We start from the raw sequence: 10,903 nt of genomic DNA, 5'->3' as shown, positions 1-10,903 counted from the left end.
AAAGCCCGGCAGGAAACTGTCGGGCTTTTTCTTTTGCCGGTTGATCGGGAATTGATCGCAAATGCTGGACAATCCTGTGCGTGAATCATAAGGAAAATACTGTTGTTTTGGGAGAGTGTATCAATGCCGCGTTTGAATGATTTGCGTCTACTATTGGGAGCTGGCGGATTGGCTCTGCTGGCCGCCTGTCAGACACCTCCTCCCCCGCCGCCGCCGCCGCCTCCGATCGTCCAGCCGCAATATACGCCGCGCGCACCAACGCCGCCTTTTGGCGCGAGCGTACTGACCGTCGTGCCTGCGCTGCGAACCGATGGCCTGCGCGAAACGATCAATCGCGATATCGGGCCGCTCCAGACATTGTGGCACGTACGGGCGGCATTGAATGTGGCCGCGCTCAGCTGCACCGGCCCGCTCTACGAACGCCTCATTGGCGACTATAATGCGTTTATCACCAACAACAGCGCTTCGCTGCGCAATGCCAACACTGCCATCGTCCGTAAATTCGAGCGGGACCTCGGCCGCGGTTTCAAGGCCGAGCATGACCGTCATCAGACCAAGCTCTACAACTACTGGTCCTTCTCGCCCTTGCGTCGGCCTTTTTGTGATCAGGCCGTTCAGGTAAGCCAGCGCGCGATCGTTACCAAATCTGCGGATCTCGAGTCATTTGCAGCGGAAGCATTGCCGCAGCTGGAAAAGCCGTTCACCGATTTCTATCTCGCCTACGAGGAATATCTTCGGGATCTGGCAGCCTGGAAGGTGCAATATGGTGAACCCACCACAATCCAGGTCCAGCCGACCGACACTGATGGAGAACTGTTGCTCGATTTTGATCAATCGAACACCCCCTCTGGCCAACCAATTCTCGACTATGATCAGCCAATCCCCACCTTGACGCAGCCAATTATCGACAATGAAATACCGGCCCCTGGAAATTGAACTTCCTTTCATGCCCAAATGAAAAGGCCAGATGGGATCACCATTTGGCCTTTTCATTTTGCGGATCGGTCGATCAACTCTGCGCTGCAATCAACCTGTCATCAATGGCCTTCGCCGAGTGATAGGCGTCCCGGTCGGTCACCCGTCTGGCATAAGCGATCAGGGCATCCCTTTTGGGCAGGGTGTCAAATTGCGTCCCCCACACTATTTGCGCACCGACATAGACGTCAGCCATGGTAAAGCGCTTGCCACAGACATAGTCATCCGCCTGAAACTTGCTGTCGACGACATCGACAACCCTGTAATAATTGCCGTATGCATGATGGGAGAAGGCCGCCATGTGCGAGCGGGCCAGACAAATGGTGCCCGGCAAGTGGCCGCTTGTCTCTCTCGCTCGGTTTGCACATAGATGCGGCTTTACACCAATAGGGGAGGTCCCGGATGATCAAGCATTTCTTTCTGATTTCGAAAAAGCCGGACGTTAGCGCAGCGGCATTTCGCGCCTATTACGAGACCCATCATGTGCCGCTGATCAAACGGCTCCTGCCGATGTTCGCGCATTATCAACGCCATTATCTCGACCGCTCAAACAGCCGGGCAGGAGACGCTCAGACCCATCCCGATTTTGACGTGATCACCGAGATCCATTTTGCCACGCAGGCCGACTTTGACGCGTTTCTGAAAGCCACATCGGACCCAGCCGTACTCGCTGAAATCCGTGCCGACGAAGCCAATTTCCTGATTAGCGACGCAACCCGATCCTTGCGGATCGACAGTTGCATTTAAATTTTCCGCTGATCAAATCAGTCGATTGGAAAAAACCAAAAAAAACGGCGTGGGGTGAGCCACGCCGTTTTTCTGTTGCCATGATCTGAACCGCTTCCGGGGCACAGTTACTTGGTCTTGCTTTCGGCCTTTTTCTTGGCCGGAGCTTTCTTCTTCTTCGCCTTGGGTGCGGCCGCGGTGACTTCGAAGTTCAGCGCATTGTCCTTCAGATGCACCTTGACCTCTCCGCCATTCTTCAGCTTGCCGAACAACAGTTCCTCGGCCAGCGGCTGCTTGATCTTCTCCTGGATCAGCCGGCCCATCGGGCGGGCACCATAGAGCTTGTCATAGCCGCGCTCGGTCAGCCATGCCTGGGCATCCTCGTCGAGCGTGATGTGGACATTCTGGTCGGCCAGTTGCAGTTCGAGTTCGAGAATGAATTTCTCGACCACCCGGGCAACCACTTCCGACGGCAGATAGGCGAAGGGTACGATTGCATCCAGACGGTTGCGGAATTCCGGCGAGAACATTTTCTTCACTGCCTCTTCGCCGGCATCTTCCTTCGACATATTGCCAAAGCCAATGCCTTCTCTTGCCATGTCGGACGCGCCGGCATTGGTCGTCATGATCAGCACGACATTGCGGAAGTCGACCGTCTTGCCGTGATGATCGGTCAGCTTGCCATTATCCATCACCTGCAGCAGGATGTTGAACAGGTCGGGATGGGCCTTCTCGATTTCGTCGAGCAGCAGCACGCAATGCGGATTCTGATCGATCGCATCGGTCAGCAGGCCGCCCTGATCATAGCCGACATAGCCGGGAGGCGCGCCGATCAGACGGGAGACGCTGTGCCGCTCCATATATTCGGACATGTCGAAGCGCTTGAGCGGAATGCCCATGATCGATGACAATTGCCGTGCGACTTCGGTCTTGCCGACGCCGGTCGGGCCGCTGAACAGATAATTGCCGATCGGTTTTTCCGGTTCGCGCAGACCGGCACGCGAAAGCTTGATGGCGCTGGCCAGCTTGCCGATCGCCTCGTCCTGGCCAAAGACCACGCGCTTCAGATCCTTTTCCAGATTCTCCAGCGTCTTCTTGTCGTCCTTGGACACCGATTTGGGCGGGATCCGCGCCATTGTCGCGATCACGGCTTCGATATCCCTGGCGGTGATCATCTTCTTTCGGCGGGAGGGCGGCAACAGCATCTGCATCGCGCCGACTTCGTCGATCACGTCAATAGCCTTGTCCGGCAGCTTGCGGTCGTTGATATAGCGGGTGGACAATTCCACCGCCGATTTCAGCGCATCCGGAGAATAGCGGACCTTGTGATGCTCTTCAAAGGCACCGCGCAGGCCAGCCAGGATCTTGATCGTGTCTTCCACCGATGGCTCGTTGATATCGATTTTCTGGAAGCGCCGCAGCAACGCCCGGTCCTTCTCGAAATGGTTGCGGAATTCCTTGTAAGTCGTTGATCCGATGCAGCGAATGATGCCGCCGGAGAGGGCCGGCTTCAGCAGGTTCGATGCATCCATCGCGCCGCCGCTGGTTGCCCCGGCGCCGATAACGGTGTGAATTTCGTCGATGAACAGGATCGCGTCCGGCATTTTCTCCAGCTCGGACACCACCTGCTTCAGCCGTTCCTCGAAATCGCCGCGATAGCGGGTTCCGGCCAATAGCGAACCCATGTCGAGCGAGTAGATCACCGCCGGTTTCAGGACGTCGGGAACATTTTCCTCGACGATGCGCAGGGCCAGGCCTTCGGCGATCGCGGTTTTGCCAACGCCGGGCTCGCCCACATAGAGGGGATTGTTCTTCGACCGCCGGCACAGGATCTGGACCGTCCGGTCCACTTCCGCCTGCCGCCCGATCAGCGGATCGATCCGGCCATCCGCTGCTTTCAGATTCAGATTGACGGTGAACTGGTCGAGCGCGGTTTCCTTCTTGTTCTTTTCCTTCTTGTCCTGGTCGCTGTCGATCCCGGACAGTTCGGCCGGTTCCGCGGTCAGGCCGCCCTTGCCGACGCCGTGGCTGATATAGCTGACCGCGTCGAGCCGGCTCATATCCTGCTGCTGCAGGAAATAGACCGCATAGCTTTCGCGCTCGGAAAACAGCGCGACGAGCACATTGGCACCGGTGACTTCATCCTTGCCGGACGACTGCACATGCAGGATAGCCCGCTGCACCACGCGCTGAAAGCCGGAGGTGGGGGAGGGGTCAATCGCTTTCTCGACCTTCAGCGAATCCAGTTCGCTGTCGAGATAGAGGATGACGGCATCTTCCAGTTCGCCCAGATCGACACCGCAGGCGTTCATCACTTGCGATGCATCGCCATCGTCGACCAATGCGAGAAGAAGATGCTCCAGCGTCGCATATTCATGGCTGCGATCCGAGGCATTTTTAAGGGCCTGATGCAGGGTTTTCTCGAGCGATTCCGCGAATGATGGCATTTACTTTACTCCAAAATTGGGATGGCGTGGCCGTCCCGGTTGCCGAATAAGGATGATGGTGCATGCGGTTTCGGGCTTCAACCAATTGCTTATCTTATAGATCGTGAGCCCGGCCGTAAACGTCAAGGGCGCCGAGCCTCGGTTCTGCAAGCATCCAGCCAAAGTTGCCAGTTTTTCGTCTCTCTTCTCCTCCACGGTCCAAAATGGAACGCCTCAATGCGAATATTAGGAAACAAGGTTAACAAATGCTTTAACGAAAGCCAGCAATTATCACCGTTTGAACAGATTATCTGCGCTGGCGCGATGGCTCACCGCGAAGTTTCTCTTCGCTTCACAGCGGCTTATTTCCGTTTTCAATGCAGCGATCCGCTGGTCCAGTTCGTCCACCGACAAGGGGTCGAGATCCTGTTTGACCAGCAAAACCAGAGGATCATTGGCATTATGCGGTAAATTTTCGTCATCATCCATGAATCGACATGCCTCCTGCAGGGTAATGTTGACCGCCCGCGCTTTGCTGTCAATAAGGGGCTGAAACAAGGGAGGTCGCAAATTTCCCGGGGGTAAAATCGATGGCCGTATCTGAACTGCTGCAAAAAGAAATGACCGCTATCGCGATAAGCGAACCGGGCGGGCCCGACGTATTGAAATCCATCACCATCGCGGTACCGCAGCCGGAGCCAGGCGAAGTGCTGATCCGGGTGGCCGCTGCCGGGGTCAACCGGCCGGATGTGGTTCAGCGGATGGGCCTGTATCCCGCCCCACCGGGCGCATCGCCGCTGCCCGGTCTGGAAGTGTCCGGCACCATCGTGGCGCTGGGCGAAGGCGTCGAACCGGAATGGATTGGCCGCAAGATATGCGCGCTGACCAATGGCGGTGGCTATGCGCAATTTTGTGTTGCCCCGGTCGGACAATGTCTGGAAGTGCCGGACAGCCTGACCATGGCCGAGGCAGCGGCGCTGCCCGAGACGTTGTTCACGGTCTGGAGCAATTTGTTCAACCGTGGCTTTGCGCGCGAAGGCGAAACAGTGCTGGTCCACGGCGGTACCAGCGGCATCGGCACGATGGCGATCATGCTTGGCAAGCTCTTTGGCCTGAGCGTGATCGTGACCTGCGGCAGCGATCAGAAATGTACCGCCGCCAAGCAGATCGGCGCCGACCACGCGATCAACTATAAAAGTCAGGACTTTGTTGAGGAGATCAAGAAGATCACTGACGGGCAGGGCGTCGACATCGTGCTCGATATGGTGGCAGGCGACTATGTCGTGCGCAATCTGCAATGTTTGAAAGCAGACGGTCGTCATGTGACGATCGCTGTGCAGGGCGGCGTGCAGGCAACGATCAACATGGCACACGTGATGATGAAGCGGCTGATGCTCACTGGCTCGACCCTCCGGCCCCAGTCGGCCGAGCGCAAGGCGCTGATCGCCGATGAACTGCACCGCTATGTCTGGCCCGATGTCGAAGCGGGCAAATTGAAACCGGTGATGGACGAGAGCTTTCCGCTCGCCGATGCAGCGAAGGCGCACGCGCACATGGAAGCTGGCGATCATATCGGCAAAATTGTGCTGCTGGTCGAATGAAGTCGCCGTTTTTTGCGCGGCCTTTTGCGCGGCAAAGCTGATTTTTACGTCACCAAAGCTTCATAAAATGAGAATCCGGCTGTAACAAACACAGCGTAAGGCGATCCCCATGGATAGTTTCCATGGGAGTTTTTATGGCCAAGCAATTTTCCCCCTTTTCCAAAGCCGATATTCCGCTGCTCGATGTCGATCGCTATGAAGCGCGGCTGAAGCTGAAACCGCGGGTCCATGCCCGGAACCGGACGCGCTACCGGACGATCTGGATTTCCGATATTCACCTGGGTACACGCGGCTGTAACGCCGATCTTCTGATCGATTTCCTCGATCATGTGGATAGCGACACGCTCTATCTGGTTGGCGACATTATCGACGGCTGGCGAATGAAGAAGCGGTTCTTCTGGCCGGACAGTCATAATGATATCATCTGGCGGATCCTGAAGCGCGCCAAGCGGGGCACGCGCATTGTCTATATCCCGGGCAATCATGACGAAATGTTCCGCCAGTTCACCGGTCTGAATTTCGGCGGCGTGGAAATCCGGCGTTCGGCAATCCACGAAACCGCCGATGGTCGCCGGCTGCTGGTGTTGCATGGCGATGAATTTGACACGGTGATGCTCGCCCATCGCTGGCTCGCGGTGATTGGCGATGCGGCCTATGTCTCGCTGATGCGCCTGAACTGGCTGGTCAACAAGATCCGCAACCGCTTCGATCTGCCTTATTGGTCGTTATCGAAAATGGCCAAGCACAAGGTCAAGAATGCGGTGGAGTTCATCTCCCGCTACGAAGAAGTGGTTGCCCGCGCCGCTGCCGAGCGGGGGGTGGACGGAGTGGTTTGCGGCCATATCCACACCGCTGAAATCCGCACCTTTGCCCAGGACGGCAGATCCATCGAATATTACAATGACGGCGACTGGGTGGAAGGCTGCAATGCGCTGGTGGAGCATTTCGATGGCAGGATGGAATTGCTCCACTGGCCCGATGAAATTGCGAGGCGCGAGGCGGCTGGAGCCCGCGCCGCGGCGGATAATGCGAAGGCGGCGGCATGAACCGGATGACAGGGTTCCCATCCGGTGGCGGGGCATCGCGGCCCTTTCCCGAACGGATCGCGATTGTCACCGATGCCTGGCTGCCGCAGATGAACGGGGTCGTGCGTACCCTCACCACCACGGCCGGAATGCTGCGCGAATGGGGTTATGACGTCACCGTTATTTCGCCCGACCTGTTCCGATCCGTCCCCTGTCCCACCTATCCCGAAATCCGGCTGGCATTGACCATACCGGGCACCATTGGGCTGCGTCTGGCCGCTCTGTCTCCTGACGCGGTACATATCGCCACCGAAGGCCCGCTGGGTCTGGCGGCGAGGCGATACTGCGCGAAAATGGGGGTTCCCTTCACCACGGCGTACCACACCCAGTTCCCCGATTATGTCGCGCGGCGCACCCATCTGCCTGCCAGCCTGTTCTGGCGCTATATCCGCTGGTTCCACCGCCCGGCGGAACGGATCATGGTGGCAACCGCCAGCATCCGCAGCGAATTGCGCGACCATGGCCTCCACCGCCTGCACCATTGGGGCCGCGGGGTTGATCTGGAATGTTTTACGCCGGATGCGCCAATGCCGCCTGAATTCGCCAGCCTGCCGCGCCCGATCCAGCTCTATGTCGGCCGGGTGTCTGTGGAGAAAAACCTGGAGGCATTCCTGTCCGGCACCTATCCCGGCACAAGGGTGGTGGTGGGTGACGGCCCGGCCCGGGCGGAGTTGGAGCGCAGGTTTCCCGATGCAGTTTTCCTGGGCAAACGCAGCGGGCGCGATCTGGCGGGCTGTTATGCCGGCGCGGATGTGTTCGTCTTTCCCAGCCGGACGGATACATTCGGACTGGTGATGATCGAAGCACTGGCCTGCGGAACCCCGGTGGCGGCATTCCCCGTGCCCGGCCCGATCGACATTGTCGATGACCGTGTCGGTGCGCTGTCGGAAGATCTCGACCGCGCCATCGCCGCTGCCCTGTTCAGCAACCGGGCGGACTGCATCGCCCGCGCCCGGCAATTCAGCTGGGAGGAGGCAACCCGGCAATTCGCCACCGGTCTTGTACCGTTGGCAGAGGAATTATCGCTCGCAGTTTAGGGCAGGGCCGCAGCGCCTGCGCCAATTCTCTTGCCGAAACTCCGACGATGCCCTAAATCAACGCGTGAACGGCCGCTCCGCAAGGGGCGGCCCTTATATTTTCTACTTTATTTTTGGGCCCGGAAACGGGCGGAGAAAACCATGGCCGACCAAGTCAAACCGCTGATGCCGCATGCGACCGCCACCTGGCTGGTGGATAACACCGCGCTCGGGTTCGAACAGATTGCCGAATTCTGCGGTATCCACATCCTTGAAGTGCAGGCGATGGCGGATGATCTGGCCAGCAGCAAATATACCGGCCGCGATCCGGTCCATGCAGGCGAACTGACGCTTGCAGAAATTGCCAGGGGCCAGGCAGACCCGGCTTACAGCCTCAAGATGCAGAAAGCACCCGTTGCGGTCAGCCGGACCAAGGGGGCCCGCTATACGCCGGTATCCAGGCGGCAGGATAAGCCCGACGGTATTTCGTGGATCTTGCGCAATCATCCCGAATTTTCCGATGCGCAGATTTCCAAGCTGATCGGTACTACCCGCAATACGATCAATGCAATCCGCGACCGGACGCATTGGAATATCCAGAATATCCAGGCGAAAGACCCGGTTACGCTGGGCCTGTGTTCGCAGCGCGAACTGGACGCCGCAGTGGCCAAGGCCGCCAAGAATATCGTGCCGGTTGAAGGTGAAGAGCCGGTTGTAGTTGCCGAGGGTGCCAGCGACCGGGAGAAGCTGATCGAGGAATTGCGCGCCGAGCGGACCGCCAACGTCAAGGCAGCTTCTGATGCGGCACAGGAAGCCGAAGCGGCTGCATGGCTCGAAGCCAAGCGCGCCGCCGAAGCAGGCGAGACACCGCCGGAAAACGACCTGCCGCCTGCTGCCTGAATATCGGGCGACATTGGGCTGCTGGCCCAAATTGCTTGCTCCGATTGGCGTGTTACTCCATTAAATTGACATGGATGTAAGCAACGCAAACTACCAGCACCCCTGCGCCTGGGACATGGTCCTTGAGAGCGTGCCCCTGCCGGAACTGTTCGCGCGCAGCACGGATGCAGCGCCCGATGCGCCGCTCGCCGAATTCGTCGGGCGCAGCTATAGTTACGCCGATCTGTTTTCGGAGGCGCGCCGTTTCGCCGCTGGCCTGCAAGCTGCCGGAATTGCCAAGGGCGACCGGGTCGGCCTGTTCCTGCCCAATGTCCCGATCTACATTTCCGCCTATTACGGCGCGATGATGGCGGGTGCGATCGTGGTCAATTTCTCGCCGCTATACAGCGTGGACGAACTGGCCCAGCAGGTCGAGGATTCGGGCACGCGTTTGCTGGTCACGATTGATGTTGCATCCTTGCTGCCCAGTGCATTGAAGGTGCTCGACGGATCATCGCTGCAAAGCCTGACGGTTGGCCGACTGGGCGATATGTTGCCGCTGGGCAAGCGGCTGGCGCTGAAATTGCTTGGCCGCAAACAGATCAGCTCCATTCCGGATCGGCCCGATGTCAGCAAATGGACGGATTTGCTTGCGCCCAGCGATCCCGTGCCGGTGGCGATTGATCCGGATAATGACCTTGCGCTGCTGCAATATACCGGCGGGACCACGGGCACGCCCAAGGGGGCGATGCTGACCCATGGCAATCTGTCGGCCAATGCCCTGCAGGTGGATGCAATCGATCCGTTCGAGGGCAGGGATATGATCCTGGGCGTGCTGCCGATGTTTCATGTCTTTGCCAACACCTGTGTGCTGAATCGCACGGTTGCGAAAGGCGGCTGTATTGCGCTGCTGCCGCGTTTCGATGCGGGGCAGGCCCTGAAGACGATCAGCCGGGTGAAGCCGACATCTTTCCCCGGTGTTCCCACGATGTATCAGGCGCTGCTCGATCATCCGGACGTGACCAAGACCGATTTTTCCTCCCTGAAGATATGCATTTCTGGCGGCGCGCCGCTGTCGGCCCCGCTGCGGGAGAAGTTCGAAGCCGTAACCGGTGCCCGTCTGGTGGAAGGGTACGGCCTGACCGAAAGTTCCGGCGTCGTGTCAACCAACCCCTATGTTGGAACCCGCAAACCGGGCACCATCGGACAGGTCCTGCCGCAAACCCGGGTCAGGCTGCGCGACAAGGAAGACGCCAATTTACCCGCCGGGCAGGGCGAGCCGGGAGAGCTGGTGATTCGCGGCCCCCAGATCATGCGCGGGTACTGGAACCGGCCCGACGCGGGAGAAACCGCCTTTGTCCAGGTCAACGGCGAATCATGGCTGCGCACCGGCGATATTGCGACCATCGATGATGAAGGCTTCATTGCCATTGTCGACCGCAGCAAGGATATGATCGCTGTTGGCGGGTTCAAGGTATTCCCCAGCCATGTCGAGGCGGTGCTGCTGGAAAATCCAGCGGTTAAGGAAGCGCTGGTGATCGGGGTGCCCGATGCTTATCTCGGAGAGATTCCGGCGGCCTATATCACGCTGAACGATCCGCCGGGTGATGGGGCGGAAGAAATCACCGACCCATCTGCGCTGGCCGATTGGCTCAATAGCCGCGTCGGCAAGCACGAGCGGGTGAAGGAAGTGGTCATCCGCGATGAATTGCCCAAGACGATGATCGGAAAGCTGGACCGCAAGGCCCTGCGTGCGCAAGTGCTGTAATGATCCAGGCCGGCCCGGCTACAGCCTGCGCCGGGATTAGCTGATCAGAGTCAGCCTGCCAGAGTCAGCCGGCCAGAGTCAGCTTCGGTTCGTCACCCCCGGTTTTGGGATCATTGTTCTTCAGATCCGTCTTTGCGGCCGGACTGATCTTCGCTGCGCGCGGCGCGAAACGGCCTTCTACCGATGCGCCCTGTTCGATGGTCAGCGCGTCATAATGCACATCACCATCGATTCGCGCGCTCTTGAGCACCACCAGTTCGCGCGCCGAGATGGAGCCGATCACCGTGCCCGACAAACGGGCGCTTTCGGCTTCGATCATGCCTTTGACCACGCTGCCTTCACCCTGGACGAGCGATGCGCAGGTGATGTCCCCTTCGATATTGCCATCGACGTGCAGTTCGGTTGTGGCGGCGACATTGCCGGTAAT

Annotated in this window: 11 protein-coding genes; 7 read left to right on the top strand and 4 right to left on the bottom strand. The window is 58.8% G+C overall.

All coding sequences use genetic code 11. The features are described from left to right. Positions 1–123: 123 nt before the first annotated feature. Positions 124–936 (top strand): hypothetical protein, encoded by an 813-nt coding sequence (locus ACEW8J_RS00875; protein WP_373489744.1) that lies wholly within the window; start codon positions 124–126, stop codon positions 934–936. Between the two features lie 73 nt (positions 937–1,009). Here ACEW8J_RS00875 and ACEW8J_RS00870 read toward each other — a convergent pair whose 3' ends face one another. Continuing rightward, positions 1,010–1,309, bottom strand: coding sequence for a hypothetical protein (locus tag ACEW8J_RS00870; RefSeq protein WP_373489743.1), 300 nt, complete (start codon positions 1,307–1,309; stop codon positions 1,010–1,012). A gap of 68 nt (positions 1,310–1,377) precedes the next feature. Here ACEW8J_RS00870 and ACEW8J_RS00865 point away from each other — a divergent pair, with 68 nt between their 5' ends. Next, entirely contained in the window at positions 1,378–1,722 is a 345-nt protein-coding gene (locus tag ACEW8J_RS00865; RefSeq protein WP_373489742.1) for an EthD domain-containing protein, read from the top strand. Positions 1,723–1,829: 107 nt separating this feature from the next. On the opposite strand, the gene clpA is transcribed toward ACEW8J_RS00865, so the two are convergent. Both clpA and ACEW8J_RS00855 read right to left on the bottom strand, forming a co-directional pair. Next, on the bottom strand, positions 1,830–4,148 hold the full coding sequence (clpA, locus tag ACEW8J_RS00860) for an ATP-dependent Clp protease ATP-binding subunit ClpA (RefSeq protein ID WP_373489741.1): 2,319 nt from the start codon (positions 4,146–4,148) through the stop codon (positions 1,830–1,832). Between the two features lie 270 nt (positions 4,149–4,418). Next, positions 4,419–4,616 (bottom strand): DUF1192 domain-containing protein, encoded by a 198-nt coding sequence (locus ACEW8J_RS00855; protein ID WP_373489740.1) that lies wholly within the window; start codon positions 4,614–4,616, stop codon positions 4,419–4,421. Positions 4,617–4,717: 101 nt separating this feature from the next. On the opposite strand from ACEW8J_RS00855, the gene ACEW8J_RS00850 reads away from it, so the two are divergent. The 5 genes from ACEW8J_RS00850 (at position 4,718) to ACEW8J_RS00830 (ending at position 10,476) form a co-directional block, all read left to right on the top strand. Then, positions 4,718–5,728 carry an NAD(P)H-quinone oxidoreductase gene (locus ACEW8J_RS00850; RefSeq protein ID WP_373489739.1) on the top strand — a complete coding sequence of 337 codons (1,011 nt, stop codon included), beginning with the start codon at positions 4,718–4,720 and terminating at the stop codon, positions 5,726–5,728. 122 nt (positions 5,729–5,850) lie between these two features. Further along, positions 5,851–6,774, top strand: coding sequence for a UDP-2,3-diacylglucosamine diphosphatase (locus ACEW8J_RS00845; RefSeq protein ID WP_373489738.1), 924 nt, complete (start codon positions 5,851–5,853; stop codon positions 6,772–6,774). After that, complete coding sequence (locus ACEW8J_RS00840; protein WP_373489737.1) at positions 6,771–7,850, top strand: glycosyltransferase family 4 protein; 1,080 nt, start codon at positions 6,771–6,773, stop codon at positions 7,848–7,850. The genes ACEW8J_RS00845 and ACEW8J_RS00840 overlap by 4 nt, the downstream gene beginning before the upstream one ends. A gap of 141 nt (positions 7,851–7,991) precedes the next feature. Further along, on the top strand, positions 7,992–8,729 hold the full coding sequence (locus ACEW8J_RS00835; protein ID WP_373489736.1) for a DUF1013 domain-containing protein: 738 nt from the start codon (positions 7,992–7,994) through the stop codon (positions 8,727–8,729). 115 nt (positions 8,730–8,844) lie between these two features. Next, entirely contained in the window at positions 8,845–10,476 is a 1,632-nt protein-coding gene (locus ACEW8J_RS00830; protein WP_373489735.1) for a long-chain fatty acid--CoA ligase, read from the top strand. A 64-nt stretch (positions 10,477–10,540) separates the two neighbouring features. Here the strand turns inward: ACEW8J_RS00830 and ACEW8J_RS00825 are convergent. Further along, positions 10,541–10,903, bottom strand: a 363-nt coding sequence (locus ACEW8J_RS00825; RefSeq protein WP_373489734.1) for a polymer-forming cytoskeletal protein, incomplete at its 5' end; no start/stop codon positions are given.

The sequence above is a fragment of the Parasphingorhabdus sp. genome (genome assembly GCF_041748495.1).
In the GTDB taxonomy this organism is placed as follows: Bacteria; Pseudomonadota; Alphaproteobacteria; order Sphingomonadales; family Sphingomonadaceae; genus Parasphingorhabdus.
The sequence above is the reverse complement of the archived record's forward strand: the minus strand, read 5'-3'. Positions and strand labels throughout refer to the sequence as shown.

Excerpts from the sequence above, each read along its gene's own strand:
- ACEW8J_RS00835 (WP_373489736.1), top strand. The coding sequence starts at position 7,992 with ATGGCCGACCAAGTCAAACCGCTGATGCCGCATGCGACCGCCACCTGG.
- ACEW8J_RS00850 (WP_373489739.1), top strand. The coding sequence starts at position 4,718 with ATGGCCGTATCTGAACTGCTGCAAAAAGAAATGACCGCTATCGCGATA.
- ACEW8J_RS00865 (WP_373489742.1), top strand. The coding sequence starts at position 1,378 with ATGATCAAGCATTTCTTTCTGATTTCGAAAAAGCCGGACGTTAGCGCA.
- ACEW8J_RS00845 (WP_373489738.1), top strand. The coding sequence starts at position 5,851 with ATGGGAGTTTTTATGGCCAAGCAATTTTCCCCCTTTTCCAAAGCCGAT.
- ACEW8J_RS00830 (WP_373489735.1), top strand. The coding sequence starts at position 8,845 with ATGGTCCTTGAGAGCGTGCCCCTGCCGGAACTGTTCGCGCGCAGCACG.
- ACEW8J_RS00855 (WP_373489740.1), bottom strand. The coding sequence starts at position 4,616 with ATGGATGATGACGAAAATTTACCGCATAATGCCAATGATCCTCTGGTT.
- clpA (WP_373489741.1), bottom strand. The coding sequence starts at position 4,148 with ATGCCATCATTCGCGGAATCGCTCGAGAAAACCCTGCATCAGGCCCTT.
- ACEW8J_RS00875 (WP_373489744.1), top strand. The coding sequence starts at position 124 with ATGCCGCGTTTGAATGATTTGCGTCTACTATTGGGAGCTGGCGGATTG.
- ACEW8J_RS00840 (WP_373489737.1), top strand. The coding sequence starts at position 6,771 with ATGAACCGGATGACAGGGTTCCCATCCGGTGGCGGGGCATCGCGGCCC.